The organism is Acidovorax sp. LjRoot66 (assembly GCF_964253305.1).
Lineage (GTDB): Bacteria > Pseudomonadota > Gammaproteobacteria > Burkholderiales > Burkholderiaceae_C > Acidovorax.
Genome location: NZ_CAXUQU020000001.1, coordinates 1,104,563 through 1,118,143, shown reverse-complemented (window position 1 = coordinate 1,118,143; position 13,581 = coordinate 1,104,563). Strand labels below are relative to the sequence as shown.

General features: G+C 67.5%; 15 protein-coding genes. 8 read left to right on the top strand and 7 right to left on the bottom strand.

Annotation, left to right across the window (positions count from 1 at the left end; all coding sequences use genetic code 11):
• The first annotated feature begins 105 nt into the window (after nucleotides 1-105).
• Genes ACSQ3Y_RS05315 through ACSQ3Y_RS05300 form a run of 4 tightly spaced genes read left to right on the top strand, consistent with a single transcriptional unit; the run spans nucleotide 106 to nucleotide 2,512 of the window.
• The gene (locus tag ACSQ3Y_RS05315) at nucleotides 106-393 is read left to right on the top strand and encodes a BufA1 family periplasmic bufferin-type metallophore (RefSeq protein ID WP_057199983.1); all 288 of its coding nucleotides are present in this window, start codon (nucleotides 106-108) and stop codon (nucleotides 391-393) included.
• Nucleotides 394-420: 27 nt separating this feature from the next.
• Entirely contained in the window at nucleotides 421-1,260 is an 840-nt protein-coding gene (gene bufB / locus ACSQ3Y_RS05310) for an MNIO family bufferin maturase (protein ID WP_057199982.1), read from the top strand.
• Nucleotides 1,251-2,033 (top strand): HvfC/BufC N-terminal domain-containing protein, encoded by a 783-nt coding sequence (locus ACSQ3Y_RS05305; RefSeq protein ID WP_436176646.1) that lies wholly within the window; start codon nucleotides 1,251-1,253, stop codon nucleotides 2,031-2,033. Before bufB ends, ACSQ3Y_RS05305 begins: the two co-directional genes overlap by 10 nt.
• A complete protein-coding gene (locus ACSQ3Y_RS05300) occupies nucleotides 2,030-2,512 on the top strand; it encodes a DoxX family protein (protein WP_057199980.1) in 483 nt (160 codons plus the stop codon). The genes ACSQ3Y_RS05305 and ACSQ3Y_RS05300 overlap by 4 nt, the downstream gene beginning before the upstream one ends.
• A gap of 24 nt (nucleotides 2,513-2,536) precedes the next feature.
• On the opposite strand, the gene trxC is transcribed toward ACSQ3Y_RS05300, so the two are convergent.
• A complete protein-coding gene (gene trxC, locus ACSQ3Y_RS05295) occupies nucleotides 2,537-2,974 on the bottom strand; it encodes a thioredoxin TrxC (RefSeq protein ID WP_428002616.1) in 438 nt (145 codons plus the stop codon).
• A gap of 236 nt (nucleotides 2,975-3,210) precedes the next feature.
• On the opposite strand from trxC, the gene otsB reads away from it, so the two are divergent.
• The 3 genes from otsB (at nucleotide 3,211) to otsA (ending at nucleotide 7,206) form a co-directional block, all read left to right on the top strand.
• The gene (gene otsB, locus ACSQ3Y_RS05290; protein WP_057199978.1) at nucleotides 3,211-3,948 is read left to right on the top strand and encodes a trehalose-phosphatase; all 738 of its coding nucleotides are present in this window, start codon (nucleotides 3,211-3,213) and stop codon (nucleotides 3,946-3,948) included.
• Nucleotides 3,945-5,765 carry a glycoside hydrolase family 15 protein gene (locus ACSQ3Y_RS05285; RefSeq protein ID WP_057199977.1) on the top strand — a complete coding sequence of 607 codons (1,821 nt, stop codon included), beginning with the start codon at nucleotides 3,945-3,947 and terminating at the stop codon, nucleotides 5,763-5,765. Before otsB ends, ACSQ3Y_RS05285 begins: the two co-directional genes overlap by 4 nt.
• A gap of 61 nt (nucleotides 5,766-5,826) precedes the next feature.
• Entirely contained in the window at nucleotides 5,827-7,206 is a 1,380-nt protein-coding gene (otsA, locus tag ACSQ3Y_RS05280) for an alpha,alpha-trehalose-phosphate synthase (UDP-forming) (RefSeq protein ID WP_057199976.1), read from the top strand.
• Nucleotides 7,207-7,212: 6 nt separating this feature from the next.
• Here the strand turns inward: otsA and ACSQ3Y_RS05275 are convergent, their stop codons facing one another.
• The 6 genes from ACSQ3Y_RS05275 to hisN form a co-directional block, all read right to left on the bottom strand.
• Nucleotides 7,213-7,407, bottom strand: a complete 195-nt coding sequence (locus tag ACSQ3Y_RS05275) for a DUF2905 domain-containing protein (protein WP_057199975.1) — start codon at nucleotides 7,405-7,407, stop codon at nucleotides 7,213-7,215.
• Nucleotides 7,408-7,437: 30 nt separating this feature from the next.
• The gene (locus tag ACSQ3Y_RS05270; protein ID WP_436176645.1) at nucleotides 7,438-8,313 is read right to left on the bottom strand and encodes an ABC transporter permease; all 876 of its coding nucleotides are present in this window, start codon (nucleotides 8,311-8,313) and stop codon (nucleotides 7,438-7,440) included.
• Nucleotides 8,310-9,323 (bottom strand): ABC transporter ATP-binding protein, encoded by a 1,014-nt coding sequence (locus ACSQ3Y_RS05265; RefSeq protein ID WP_436176644.1) that lies wholly within the window; start codon nucleotides 9,321-9,323, stop codon nucleotides 8,310-8,312. The genes ACSQ3Y_RS05270 and ACSQ3Y_RS05265 overlap by 4 nt, the downstream gene beginning before the upstream one ends.
• 9 nt (nucleotides 9,324-9,332) lie before the next feature.
• Nucleotides 9,333-10,373 (bottom strand): ABC transporter substrate-binding protein, encoded by a 1,041-nt coding sequence (locus ACSQ3Y_RS05260; RefSeq protein WP_057200235.1) that lies wholly within the window; start codon nucleotides 10,371-10,373, stop codon nucleotides 9,333-9,335.
• A gap of 57 nt (nucleotides 10,374-10,430) precedes the next feature.
• Entirely contained in the window at nucleotides 10,431-11,357 is a 927-nt protein-coding gene (locus ACSQ3Y_RS05255) for a TauD/TfdA dioxygenase family protein (RefSeq protein WP_436176643.1), read from the bottom strand.
• 135 nt (nucleotides 11,358-11,492) lie between these two features.
• Nucleotides 11,493-12,296, bottom strand: a complete 804-nt coding sequence (gene hisN / locus ACSQ3Y_RS05250) for a histidinol-phosphatase (RefSeq protein ID WP_428002619.1) — start codon at nucleotides 12,294-12,296, stop codon at nucleotides 11,493-11,495.
• A 215-nt stretch (nucleotides 12,297-12,511) separates the two neighbouring features.
• Between hisN and ACSQ3Y_RS05245 the strand changes: the two genes are divergently transcribed.
• Nucleotides 12,512-13,537 (top strand): ABC transporter substrate-binding protein, encoded by a 1,026-nt coding sequence (locus ACSQ3Y_RS05245; RefSeq protein WP_436176642.1) that lies wholly within the window; start codon nucleotides 12,512-12,514, stop codon nucleotides 13,535-13,537.
• Nucleotides 13,538-13,581 lie beyond the last annotated feature (44 nt).

Sequence of the window (13,581 nt, the reverse complement as noted above, 5' to 3'; positions counted from 1 at the left end):
CCAGACAGCGCGAATTACAACGCAGATCGGTAGCCACGGCGCATCCGCACCCGGCAATCCATCCGGTCTGTTCCACAAACCCTTCAGCTTTACGGAGATTCCGACATGACCTCACGCACCCTCAGCCTTGGCGCCCTGGCCCTTGCGGCACTCGCATCCGGCGCAGCCATTGCACAGACCAAGCCCGCAGAAGCGGCCAAGCCCGCCATGGAGAAGTGCTATGGCGTGTCCATGGCCGGCAAGAACGATTGCGCCGCCGGCGCCGGCACCACCTGTGCTGGCACCTCCAAGGTGGACTACCAGGCCAATGCCTGGAAGTTCGTGCCCGCCGGCACCTGCGCCTCGATCAAGACGCCCAAGGGCATGGGCACGCTGACGCCCATGAAGAGCTGATCTTCGTTCACCACCAGACCCGCCGCCATGGCAGCCGCACACCTCACCGCCGGCCTGGGGCTCAAGCCCCAGCACTACGCGCAGGCCGTGCAGTGCACGGACCCGGGGCTGTGGTGGGAAGTGCACCCCGAGAACTACCTGGCCGACGGCGGACCGCGCCTGGCCTGGCTCGAAGCCATCCGTGCGCAGCACCCGGTGGCGCTGCACGGCGTATCGCTGTCGCTGGCAGCCGATGCGCCGCCCGACGAAGCGCACCTGGCACGGCTGGCCGCGCTGGCAAGGCGCATCGAGCCGGCCATCGTCTCCGAGCACCTGGCCTGGTCCACGTGGCGCGGACACTACCTGCCCGACCTGCTGCCCTTTCCGCGCACCCATGCGGCGCTGGCGCGCATTGCCGCCAACATCGCCCGCACGCAGGACGTGCTGCAGCGCCCCATCGCCGTCGAGAACCCCACGCACTACCTGCACATCGATGGCCATGACTGGGCCGAGACCGACTTTCTGGCCGAGCTGGTGCGGCGCACCGGCTGCCAGTTGCTGCTGGACGTGAACAACGTCTACATCAGCGCCCACAACCTGGGCACCCTCGCCGAGGACTACCTCGGCGCCTTTCCCCTGCACGCCGTGGCCGAGATCCACCTGGCGGGCCACCATGCCGACCCCGAGTTGGGCGAGGCCCTGCTGATCGACAGCCACGATGCCCCGGTGGCCGATGCCGTATGGGCCCTGTACCAGCGCGTGATCGCCACCACCGGCCCGCTGCCCACCCTGATCGAACGCGACGACCAGTTGCCGGCGCTTGAGGTTCTGCTCGCCGAGCGCGGCCGCGCCCACGCGGCGCTCACCGAGGCCCTGCCATGCAGCTGAGCACCTTCCAGGATGGAGTGGCCGCCGCACTGATGCCCCAGGGCGCCCACCCAGCGGACACCGCACCCTGGCTGTCCGCCCTGCGGTCCCAGCCCGGCTTCGCCGTGTACCGCAATACCGTGCACAAGGCCTGCATCGATGCGCTGCAGGCCAACTACCCCACCGTCTGCGCGCTGGTGGGCGAAGAATGGTTCCGCGCGGCCGCAGGCCTGTTCGTTCAGGCCCGGCCGCCGACGGATGGCCGGCTCATGGCCTATGGCGAAGGCTTTGCACACTTTCTGCAAGGCTTCGAAGCGGCCGCCGGCCTGCCCTACCTGCCTGCCGTGGCACGGCTGGACCGCTGCTGGACCGAAAGCCACCTGGCGGCCGATGCCCCCCTGCTGGACGCCGCCTGGCTGGCCCGGCAGTCCCCCGAAGCCCTGTCCGGCCTGTGCCTGGCCCCACATCCCGCCGCGCGCTGGGCCTGGAGCGAGGAGCACCCGGCCAGCACCCTGTGGCAGCGCCAGCGCGAGGGCACACCCCTGGATGCCGAACTGCCGTGGCAGGGCGACGGCGCCCTGCTCACCCGCCCCGAGGGGGCCGTGCAGTGGATGCCGCTGGCACGCGCGGGCATCGCCTTCCTGGACGCCTGCGCTGCGGCACTGCCCCTGGAGCCGGCTGCAGCCCATGCCCAGCAGGCAGAACCCGGCGCCGACCTGGGCGCGCTGATGGCGCAGCTGCTGCAGGCCGGCGCGCTGTGCGCCCCACCCCACCTTGACGAGGACACCCCATGAACACCACCCCCTTCCCCCAGGTCACGCCCACCGTATCCGCCACCGGGCCGCGCCACTGGCTGGGCCGGCTGGCCGATGCGCTGGCCTGGCTCACGCCCCACAGCCTGCTGGCCCTGGTGAACCGGGTGGGCATCGCAGCGATCTTCTGGATGTCGGCACGCACCAAGGTGGAGGGCTGGTTCACCATTTCGGACAGCGCCTACCTGCTGTTCCGCGAGGAGTACAAGCTGCCCCTGCTGCCGCCCGAGCTGGCGGCGCAGATGGCCACGGTGGCCGAACATGTGTTCCCGGTGCTGCTGGTGCTGGGGCTGTGCACACGGCTGTCGGCCCTGGCGCTGCTGGGCATGACACTGGTGATCCAGGTCTTTGTCTATCCCGATGCCTGGCCTACCCACCTGTCGTGGGTGGGGCTGCTGCTGTACATCGCAGGGCGCGGCGCGGGCAACATCTCGCTGGACCGGGTGCTCGGCATCCGCTGATGTCGCACCCCCGGCAGGGCAGGGTCAGCTGACGCTGCGCACCCAACGCGCAATGTCGCTGGCGTTCATCGCGCCGGAAATGCGTGCCGCCTCGCGGCCCTCCTTGAACACTATCATTGTGGGAATGCTGCGGATGCCGAAGCGGCCTGCAATCGCCTGGTGGGCCTCGGTGTCGAGCTTGGCCAGTTGCACCTGGGGCTCCAGGTCACGTGCTGCCTGGGCGAAGGCCGGCGCCATCTGCAGGCAAGGGCCGCACCAGGGGGCCCAGAAATCCACCACCACTGGCAGGTGGCTGCGGCCCACATGCCTGTCGAACGAAGCCGCATCCAGCGCCACGGGCGCTCCGGCGAAGAGGGGCTGGTGGCAGCTGCCGCAATCGGGGGCACTGCCAAGGTCTGCGCGCTGGACGCGGTTGGTGGTGTGGCAGTGGGGGCAGACGATGTGGGGGGCTTCTTCGGTCACGCAAAATCTCCATGGGTACGCTCAGCGTGCGCTGGCAACGGGGCACTTGCTTGTAAGACAAACACCCTTTTCATCTTGTGACAATGGGGCCCGAAAGCTCTCATTTCAAGCCCCTGGCAGCTGAACACCCCAATGCTGGCGCGGGTTTTCGGGCACTCTCTCAGGCCATCAGGTCCCTGCACACGCCACCCCCACGCGCTGGCAGGCCACCCAGCTGTCTGCTAAGGTGCCGCCACATGCAGCTGCTTCCCTTTTTGACAACGGCCCATGCGCTCTTTCTGGATTTCGATGGCACGCTCACCGAGATGGCACCCCGGCCCGAGGCCGTGCGCATCTCTGCGGGGCTGGTTCCCACCCTCGCTGCCCTGAGCACCCACCTGGATGGCGCATTGGCCATCGTGACGGGGCGGCGCGAGACCGACATCGACCACTTTCTCGACCCTCTGGTGCTGCCCCTGGCGTCCGAGCATGGCTCTCAGTACCGTCTGGCCGACGGCTCGCGCCCTGCCGTGGTGCCGCCGGACCTGGCGCCCGTGCTGCAGGCGGCCACCCAACTGGCCGTGCAGCACGCCGGCCTGCTGGTGGAGCCCAAGCGCGCCAGCGTGGCACTGCACTATCGCCTGGCACCGCATCTGGAGGACCTGTGCCGCGGCACCTTGCTGGCCGCCATGCAGCAGGTGCACGGCGTGGAGATGATGGACGGCAAGTTCGTGCTCGAGGTCAAACCGCGCGGCGTGCACAAGGGCCAGGCCATCACCGATTTCATGACGCTGCCGCCGTTCGCAGGGCGCATCCCGGTATTCGCCGGCGACGACGTGACCGACGAATCCGGCTTTGCCGCCGTGACCGCCTTGGGCGGCTGGGGCATCAAGGTGGGCGAGGGCCCGACGCTGGCACAACACCGCTGCATGACACCAGCCGCATTGCGTGGCTGGCTGTCGGCGGCACGAACCTCCTGGGAACGCGCACGATGACCACCGAACACCCCAACACCTCCGCCGTGGACCCGCAACAGGGCTCGCTCAACCTGGGCATGATCGGCAATTGCGCCATCAGCGCCCTCATCGACAACCATGCGCGCATGGTGTGGTGCTGCCTGCCGCGCTTTGACGGCGACCCGGTCTTCAACGCCCTGCTGCAGCCGGGGGACGAAGGCAGCCACTTCGCCATCGAGATCGAGGACATGGCCTCGGCCCACCAGTGGTACGAACCCAACACCGCCATCCTGCGCACGCAGCTGTTCGACAAGGCCGGGCATGGGGTCGAGATCACCGACTTCGCCCCGCGTTTTTACAGCCGCTCGCGCTACTTCAGGCCCATGACGCTGGTGCGCCGGGTGCGCCCCATCCAGGGCTCGCCGCGCATCCGCGTGGCCGTGAAGGTGAAGTACGACTGGGGCCAGACCGAGCCCCACATCACGCGCGGCAGCAACCACATCCGCTACGTGGGCGGCAGCATGGCGCTGCGCCTGTCCACCGACGCACCGGTGTCGCATGTGCTCTCGGGCCAGCCCTTCGTGCTCACGCGCGAGCACAACTTCATCCTGGGAGCCGACGAGAGCCTGCTCGACGGCATTGCCGACACGGCGCGCCTGTTCGAGCAGGAGACCACCGCCTACTGGCGCGGCTGGAGCCGGGCCCTGGCCGTGCCGCTGGAGTGGCAGGACGCGGTGATCCGCGCTGCCATCACCCTCAAGCTTTCGCTGTACGAAGACACGGGCGCCATTGTGGCGGCCATGACCACCAGCATCCCCGAATCGGCCCACAGCGGGCGCAACTGGGACTACCGCTACTGCTGGCTGCGCGATGCCTTCTTCGTGGTGCGCGCGCTCAACAGCATCTCCGAAGTGGGCACCATGGAGGACTACCTGCGCTGGCTGAGCAACGTGGTGGTGGATGCGGGCAGCGGCCACATCCAGCCGCTGTATGGCATTGGCCTGGAGCGCGAGCTGCCCGAATCGATGATGCCGCAGCTGGCGGGCTACCGCGGCATGGGCCCGGTGCGCGTGGGCAACCAGGCGGCCGAGCATTTCCAGCACGACGTGTACGGCAACATCGTGCTGGGTGCGGCCCAGGCCTTCCACGACCACCGGCTGCTGCACCGCGCAGGCCTGGGCGAGTTCACCCGGCTTGAACAGGTGGGCGAGAACGCGGTGCGCGTCTACGGCCAGCCCGATGCGGGCATGTGGGAGCTGCGCACGCGGGCGCGGGTGCACACCTCCTCGGCCCTCATGAGCTGGGCCGCCTGCGACCGCCTGGCCAAGATCGCCACCGCCCTCAGCCTGCCCGACCGGGCCGCCTACTGGCACGGCCATGCCCAACGCATGCGCGAGGAGATCCTCGCCAAGTCGTGGAGCGAATCGCGCCAGGCCTTTGCCGAGAGCTTTGGCGGCAACGAGCTCGACGCCAGCGTGCTGCTGATGGCCGAGGTCGGCCTGATCGACCCCAGGGACCCGCGCTTCGTGAGCACGGTGGAAGCCATGGAAAAGAGCCTGTGCGACGGCCCCTACATGCGCCGCTACGAGGCGGCCGACGATTTCGGCAAGCCCGAGACGGCCTTCAACATCTGCACCTTCTGGCGCATCGATGCGCTCGCGCGCATCGGCCGCAAGGACGAAGCGCGCGCCATCTTCGAGACCATGCTGGCAGCGCGCAACCCGCTGGGCCTGCTCTCGGAAGACACCCACCCCGAGACCCAGGAGATGTGGGGCAACTTCCCGCAGACCTACTCGATGGTGGGCGTGATCAACGCCGCCGTGCGCCTGTCGGCCCCATGGGACAGCGTGATTTGACGCACCAGTTCGCGGCCCTGTCCGACACGGCCCGCCGGCGATCTGCACGGATCATCGGGTGATGAGCCGTCTTGTTGTCATTTCCAACCGCCTTGCCGATCCCCGCAAACCCGCCGCCGGAGGCCTCGCGGTCGCCCTGGGCGAAGCCCTGAACCAGACCGGAGGGCTCTGGTTCGGCTGGAGCGGCACCGTGGTCGAGGGGGGCACGCCTGGCGAGGGCGAGATGCACACCCGCAGCGCCGGTGCCGTGACCCTGGCCACCGTGGACCTGTGCCGCGAAGACCACGATGCCTACTACCAGGGCTACAGCAACAGCGTGCTGTGGCCGGTGTTCCACTACCGGCTGGACCTGGCCGACTTCAACGCCAGCTACATCGCCGGCTACCGCCGCGTGAACCAGATGTTCGCGCGCAAGCTGCTGCCGCTCTTGCGCGACGACGACGTCATCTGGGTGCATGACTACCACCTGATCCCGCTGGCCGCAGAGCTGCGCGCCATGGGTTGCCGCCAGCGCATCGGCTTCTTCCTGCACATCCCTATGCCGCCGCCGCTGATCATGGCGGCGATACCGCAGCACGAGTGGTTGATGCGTTCGCTGTTCGCCTATGACCTGGTGGGGCTGCAGAGTGAGGCCGATGTGGCGCATTTCACGCGCTATGTACGCAACGAGGGCAGTGCCGAGGAAGTGGGCGCCCAGCGACTTCGTGCGTTTGGCGCCACGGTGCAGGTGCAGGCCTTTCCCATCGGCATCGACGTGGATGAGTTCACGCGCCTCGCCGAGGCCCCCGACGCCGTGGAAACCTACGAGAACATCCGCGACGAGTATTCGCGCCGCCGCCTGCTGCTGGGCATCGACCGGCTCGATTATTCCAAGGGCATACCGCACCGCGTGCGCGCCTACCGCGAGCTGCTGGACCGCTACCCCGAAAACCGCAACAGCGCCACGATGATCATGATCGCCTCGCCCTCGCGCGATGACGTGCATGCCTATTCGGATTTGCGCCAGGAGCTCGAAGGGCTGTGCGGCTCGGTCAACGGCGACTACGGCGAACTCGACTGGATGCCGGTGCGCTACATCCACCGCACCGTGGCACGCAAGCGCGTGCCTGGCCTGTGCCGCGCCGCCGCCGTGGGCCTGGTGACCCCGCTGCGCGATGGCATGAACCTGGTGGCCAAGGAATACGTGGTGGCGCAGGACCCCGAGGACCCCGGCGTGCTGGTGCTCTCGCGCTTTGCCGGCGCGGCCGAGCAGCTCAAGGAAGCGCTGCTGGTGAACCCCTACGACACCCAGGGCACGGCCGACAGCATCCAGCATGCCCTGCAGATGCCGCTGCCCGAACGGCAGGCACGGCACCAGAAGCTCATGGCGCGCATCCGCGAGCATGACGTGCATTGGTGGCGCAAGGCCTTCCTTCAAGCCCTGCAGGAGGCAGGGGACTGAGGGCAATCAGATGAATTTGGCGATCAGGCTGACGATGAAGCTCAGCAGCAGGGTCGACGCAAGAGGTATGTCCCACTCCCGTCCCCGCCATGTGAAGCGCAGGTCGCCCGGCAGCCTGCCGAAGCCGATGCGCCGCAGCATGGGCGACAGCCAGCTGATGCACATCAGCGCGAGAAAGACGACGAGGAACCAGCGGAGCATGCCCCGAGTGTAGGGTGGCCGGCGCTAACTTCAGCGCTGTACACCCCAGCGGCGCACGGTCAGGCGTTCGAGCGTATGAAAGCCCAGGCTCTCCACCGCCAGGCCGATCAGGATCACCAGCACCAGGCCCGCAAACACCTTGTCGGTATAGAGCTCGTTGCGGTTCTGGAAGATGTACCAGCCCAGCCCTCCCTTGCCCGACGACGCGCCGAACACCAGCTCGGCCGCGATCAGCGTGCGCCAGGCAAAGGCCCAGCCAATCTTCAGGCCCGACAGGATGGACGGCAACGCGGCGGGCACCAGAATCTGCAGCACGTAGCGGATGCCCGTGAGGCCGTAGTTGCGCCCGGCCATGCGCAGCGTCTCGGGCACGGACTGAAAGCCCGCGTAGGTGTTGAGCGCCAGCGGCCACAGCACCGAGTGGATGAGCACGAACACCAGGCTGCCCTGCCCCAGGCCAAACCACAGCAGCGCCAACGGCAGCAATGCGATGGCCGGCAGCGGGTTGAACATGGAGGTCAGCGTGGACAGCAGGTCGCGCCCGAACTGGGTGGACACGGCCAGTGTGGTGAGCACAAAAGCCCCGAAAATGCCCGCGAGGTAGCCCTTGAGCAGCACCGACAGCGATATCGCCGTCTTGGCCACCAACTCGCCCGAGGCCAGGCCCTCCACCAGCGCCTTGGCGGTGTGCAGGAAGGTGGGCAGCAGCAGGTCGTTGTCCTGCCAGCGCGCCACCACCTCCCACAGCACGGCCAGCACCGCCAGGATCACCAACTTGCGCACCCACGCCTGTTGCCAGATTCGCGCCGCCAGCGGCAAGGGCTGCACGGGCGCGATGCCGCCCAGCGGCTCCAGGCTGCGCTCGAAATCGGGGCGCACGGGAGGGGTCAGCAGGGAAGCGCTCATACGGAAATCTGGAAAGGCAGCGAACCCGCAGGCCGCTGTGGGGCAATGAGCGGCACGCCATCGCGGCGGCCAGGTGCCAGGGCCTCGGCATCGGCCTGCACCGAGCCCGGCACGGCCCCAGTTACGGGCTCGTCGAGCAGCAGGCGGTGGATGCGCTGCGCCGTGGCCTGGAAGTCGGCACCGCCCAGGCTGTGCAGCCCGAACTGGTGGCTGTTGAGCTCGGCGCGCAGCCGCCCCGGATGCGGCGAGAGGATGGCGATGCGGTTGCCCACCACCAGCGCCTCTTCGATGGAATGGGTGACGAAGATCAGCGTGAAGCGAAACTCGTCCCACAGCGAGAGCAGTTCCTCCTGCATGCGCCGGCGCGTGAGGGCGTCGAGCGCGGCAAAGGGCTCGTCCATCAGCAGCACCTGGGGCTGCATGGCCAGCGCGCGCGCAATGGCCACGCGCTGCTTCATGCCGCCCGACAGCTGGTGCGGGTGCACGTCGGCAAACTTTGTCAGCCCCACCTTGTCGATGTAGAGCGCTGCGCGCTCGGCGGCTTCCCTGCGGCCCACGCTGCGTGAGGCCAGGAGCGGGAACATCACGTTGTCGCGCACCGTCTTCCAGGGCGGCAATTGGTCGAACTCCTGGAACACCACCACCCGGTCGGGCCCGGGCCGCGTGACGGCGCGGCCGTTCAGCAGGATCTGCCCCTCGCTCGGCGCAATGAATCCGGCAATGGATTTCAGCAGCGTGGACTTGCCGCAACCCGAGGCACCGAGCAGCACGAAGCGGTCGCCCGCATGCACGTCGAAACCCACGCGGTGCGTAGCACGCACCACGCGTTCGCGGGTGCGGTAGTCGATGCTCACGCCCTGCACCTGCAGCAGTGCGGCAGGCAGCCCGGCAGCGCCCACCCCAACCGGCTCGGCATGGGTACCAAGGCCTTCAGCCGCCTCCTGCAGCGCGGCCCGCTCGCTCTGCAGCGGCGGCGAAAAGGGCCCCAGCCGGATGGCGTGCTCGTTCATGGTCTGGGCTCAGTTGCCAGACGCCGTGAGGGCGTCTTCAAAGAAGTAGTCCTTGAGCGCGGTCGGCTGGTTCTTGATGGCGCCCACGCGGTGCAGGAACTGGCCCATGCCCAGTGTGTTCTCCGGGCGCACCTTGAACTGCACCTCGGGGTTCTGGATGATCTTCAGCAACAGCGCGCGGTCGGTGTTGCCGCCGGCCACCTTGAGGTAGATGTCGGCCGCTTTCTCGGGGTTGGCGGCGACGAACTTCGCGGCTTCATCGAGTGCATCGACGAAGGCCTTGTAGGTCTTGGGGCTCTCGGCGCGGTATTTCTCGGTGGCGTAGAGCACGGTGGCCGATGCCGGGCCGCCCAGCACATCGTACGAATTGAGCACGATCTTCGCCTTGGGGTTGCCGGCCAGTTCCTGCTCCTGGAAGGGCGGGTTGCCGAAGTGGCCCGTGATCTCGGTGCCGCCCTTGATGATGGCCGCCGCCGCATCGGGGTGCGGCAGGGCCACCTGGTTCTTGTCCAGGCGGTTGAACTCCTTCTCGCCCCAGAGCTTGGCCGAGGCCATCTGCAGCACGCGCGACTGCACCGACACACCGACGGCCGGCAGCGCGATGCGGTCCTTGTCGGTGAAGTCCGCAATGGTCTTCACGACCGGGTTGTTGCTCACCAGGTAGTACGGGAAGTTGCCCAGCGAGGCCACCCCCTTGACGTTCTGGCGCCCCTTGGTGCGATCCCACAGCGTGAACAGCGGCCCCACGCCGGCACCGGCGATGTCGATGTTGCCCGACAGCAGCGCATCGTTGACGGCCGAGCCACCCGAGAGCTGCAAAAACTCGACCTTGATGTCCACGCCTGCGGCCTTGCCGTGCTTCTCGATGAGCTTGTTCTCCTGCGCCACGTTGAGCAGCAGGTAGACGATGCCGAACTGCTGCGCAATGCGCAGCTGGCCTTCGGCCGCGTGGACGCTGGTGGTCAAGCCCAACCCTCCAGCCAGCAGCCCGGCGGTGGCCAGGGCGGCGATGGTTTTGCGCACGATGCGGCGGCGGGTGGTCTGGAACATGGTCATGGAGTCCTGTGCGGTCAAGAAAAAGGAAGGGGCAAAACTGAGAGGGGTCGATCAGAACGGGCGATCACCCTCGATCGTTGTCCGATACAGCTTGCGGCGCTCGGTATCCGGCGTGCCCGCAGCCAGATGCGTGACCGAGCGGTTGTCCCAGAACACCAGGTCGTGCGGCTGCCACGGGTGGCGGTAGGTGAATTCGGGGCGCACGCTGGCGGCGAACAGTTCGGCCAGCAGGGCCTGACTCTCGTCTTCGGGCAGGCCGACGATGCGCGTGGTGAAGTGCTCGCTCACGAACAGTGCCTTGCGGCCCGTTTCGGGGTGGGTGCGCACCACGGGGTGGATGGAAGGCGCCACCTCGTCGATCTGCGCCTGGGTGAGCTTCGGGCGCCAGGGGCTGCGGGCGCGCAGTTCCTCGTACTTGGCCAGGTAGCTGTGCTCCGCCTGCAGCGGCGCGATGCGCGCCTTGAGCGCCTCGGGCAGGGCATCGTAGGCGGCATGCTGGTCGGCGAACAGGGTGTCGCCGCCCTCGCCCGGCAGCTCCTGCGCGTGCAGCAGCGAGCCCAGGCTGGGCTTGTCCTTGTACGACAGGTCCGAATGCCAGTAGTGGCCCGCATCGCCCAGACCGATGGGCTGGCCAGCGGCGTCCTTGATGTTGGAGACGATCAGGATTTCGGGATGGTCCGCAAGCTGGAAATTCTTGAGCACGTGGATCTGCAGCGGCCCGAACAGGCGGCTGAAATCGATGTGCTGGCGCGGCGTGATGCGCTGGTCTCGAAACACCAGCACATGGTGGTCCAGGTGCGCGCGGTGGATGCGAGCGAAGTCCTCCCGGCCCAGCGGGCGCGCCAGGTCCAGGCCCAGCACCTCGGCACCCAACGGGCCTGCGGAGCCGGCCACGGTGCGGATCACCAGACCTTGCGGTAGCGCATCGTCGGCTATGGCGGGCGGAGGATTGGAAGCGGGTGAAAGGACGGCCGACATGGGAACCTCGTGGGGAATCTGGGCATATGTGCCCCTGAGACCTTCACTCTAGGTCGCGCCGCTTGTTCTGGGAACGAATGTTTTCTCAGTTATTAACAACCAAAACAGCTAAGCATCAGCCGCCTTGCGTCCCTTTCAAGCGCCCTGGAGGCGCTGGAGCGCCAGCGCGTGCAGCGCCGGGGTGGCAGCCGCCACTACCCTGCCGTCCGAGTCGACCGAGAGCGCACGTCCCTGCCAGTCGGTGATGCAGCCGCCGGCCCCCTCGACCAGGCACACCAGCGCGAGGTAGTCGTAGGGCTGCAGGCCGGCCTCCACCACCAGGTCCACATGCCCTGCCGCGAGCTGGGCGTACGAATAGCAGTCGCCCCCGAACCGCCGCAGCGCACATTCGCGGCTCAGCGCATCGAAGCGGCGCCATTCATCGGCCGTGAAGGCATCGGGCGAGGTGGTGTAGATGCGCGCCAGCGCCAGTGCCTGGCAGGTGCTTGCGCGCACCGTGTGGCCGTTGCATTGCGTTTCCTCACCAGCCACGCCCACCCAGCGCTCGCCCAGCACCGGCATGTCCATCAGGCCCAGCAGCGGCCGGCCCTGGTGCAGCAAGGCCACCAGCGTGCCCCACAGCGGGGAGCCGGTGATGAAACTCTTGGTGCCGTCGATAGGGTCGATCACCCACAGATGGGGCGCCTCCAGCCGCTCGCGGCCATGTTCCTCGCCCAGGATGCCGTGGTCCGGGCACTGCGCGTGCAGCACGGCACGCATGGCGGCCTCGGTCTCGCGGTCGGCCACGGTCACAGGGCTTTCATCCGATTTGGTGAGCACGTCCAGCGGCGTGCGGAAGTAGCGCATCGACGGGGCGCGCGCCGCGTCGGCCATCGCCAGCGCGATGGACACGAACGCTGCGCCGCCGAGGACGGCAGGGGAAGGGGTGGTGCTGCTCATGGGATTCGACCGATCAGGGCAAGGGAGGTTGGATGGAGCCCATCGACGGACCTCGGCACGCAGTGCGAAGGGTCCAGCGGTTGGCATATTTAGTGCTTGTGTATTTTCATGCAAAAACAATAATTAGCACAAGTGCAATAAAACGCACAAATATGGTGAGAGTCCTGCGGCCCGCCGCCCCAACTTCTTGCAACGCACCGTTCTGGAGAAAATTCATGCTGACCCACTCCCCCACTCTTTCGGCCTTGCGGTTTCTTGCACTGTGCTGCGTGCTCGCTGGCGGCCTGCCCGCAGTGCATGCAGGCACCGTCACGGCCTACACCGCCCTCGAAGAGGACGAAATCAAGGAATACGTCGCTGCCGCAAAGAAGGACATGCCCGACGTGGACGTGAAGGTGCTGCGCCTGTCCACCGGCGACCTGGGTGCGCGCATCCTGGCCGAGGCCAGCAACCCGCAGCACGACGTGATCTGGGGCTGGGCACTGACCAACACATTGGACCCACGCATCACTGCGCTGCTGGAGCCCTACACCGCCAAGGGCAGTGACAAGCTGGCCGCCAAGGACAAGGCGGCCGACGGCAAGTGGTTCACCACCACCGGCTACATGGCCGCCTTTTGCGTGAACACCGAAGTGCTCAAGGCCAAGAACCTGCCCATGCCCCAGTCGTGGAAGGACCTGACCAACCCCGTCTACAAGGGCGAGGTGGTCATGCCCAACCCGGTGTCGTCGGGCACGGGCTACCTGCAGATCGCGGCGCTGCTGCAGTCCAAGGGCGCGGATGAAGGCTGGAAGTTCCTCAAGGCGCTGGACGGCAACGTGGCCCAGTACATCAAGTCGGGCTCGCGCCCCTGCAAGGCCGCGCGGGCGGGCGAGTTCGCCATCGGCACCTCGCTGGCGTTCGCCGCCATGCAGTCGGTGGAAGAAGGCTTTCCGCTGAAGATGGTCATCCCGACCGACGGGGCGGGCTATGAGCTCGAGGCCTCGGGCCTGATGGCGGCGTCGAAGAACAAGGCCGATGCCAAGCGCTTCCTCGACTGGACGCTGTCGCCCAGCGCCGCGGCGCTGTACACCAAGTACAAGGAAATCGTGACCATCCCCGGCGCGCCCCAGTCCAAGGCGGCCAAGGCAGCCGGCCTGCCGGTGGACCTGTCCAAGACCCTGTACCCGATGGATTTCGCCAAGTCGGCCAAGGACCGCGACACGATTCTCTCGACCTGGCAAAAGACCATCGGCCGCTGAGCCACGAGCACCGTTTCGACGACCACCCCAGAACCAGAAGGCGC

Bases quoted from the DNA above. Each gene is read 5' to 3' on its own strand.
- ACSQ3Y_RS05315 (WP_057199983.1), top strand. From the start codon at position 106: ATGACCTCACGCACCCTCAGCCTTGGCGCCCTGGCCCTTGCGGCACTC.
- bufB (WP_057199982.1), top strand. From the start codon at position 421: ATGGCAGCCGCACACCTCACCGCCGGCCTGGGGCTCAAGCCCCAGCAC.
- ACSQ3Y_RS05305 (WP_436176646.1), top strand. From the start codon at position 1,251: ATGCAGCTGAGCACCTTCCAGGATGGAGTGGCCGCCGCACTGATGCCC.
- ACSQ3Y_RS05300 (WP_057199980.1), top strand. From the start codon at position 2,030: ATGAACACCACCCCCTTCCCCCAGGTCACGCCCACCGTATCCGCCACC.
- otsB (WP_057199978.1), top strand. From the start codon at position 3,211: ATGCAGCTGCTTCCCTTTTTGACAACGGCCCATGCGCTCTTTCTGGAT.
- ACSQ3Y_RS05285 (WP_057199977.1), top strand. From the start codon at position 3,945: ATGACCACCGAACACCCCAACACCTCCGCCGTGGACCCGCAACAGGGC.
- otsA (WP_057199976.1), top strand. From the start codon at position 5,827: ATGAGCCGTCTTGTTGTCATTTCCAACCGCCTTGCCGATCCCCGCAAA.
- ACSQ3Y_RS05275 (WP_057199975.1), bottom strand. From the start codon at position 7,407: ATGCTCCGCTGGTTCCTCGTCGTCTTTCTCGCGCTGATGTGCATCAGC.
- ACSQ3Y_RS05270 (WP_436176645.1), bottom strand. From the start codon at position 8,313: ATGAGCGCTTCCCTGCTGACCCCTCCCGTGCGCCCCGATTTCGAGCGC.
- ACSQ3Y_RS05265 (WP_436176644.1), bottom strand. From the start codon at position 9,323: ATGAACGAGCACGCCATCCGGCTGGGGCCCTTTTCGCCGCCGCTGCAG.
- ACSQ3Y_RS05260 (WP_057200235.1), bottom strand. From the start codon at position 10,373: ATGTTCCAGACCACCCGCCGCCGCATCGTGCGCAAAACCATCGCCGCC.
- ACSQ3Y_RS05255 (WP_436176643.1), bottom strand. From the start codon at position 11,357: ATGTCGGCCGTCCTTTCACCCGCTTCCAATCCTCCGCCCGCCATAGCC.
- hisN (WP_428002619.1), bottom strand. From the start codon at position 12,296: ATGAGCAGCACCACCCCTTCCCCTGCCGTCCTCGGCGGCGCAGCGTTC.
- ACSQ3Y_RS05245 (WP_436176642.1), top strand. From the start codon at position 12,512: ATGCTGACCCACTCCCCCACTCTTTCGGCCTTGCGGTTTCTTGCACTG.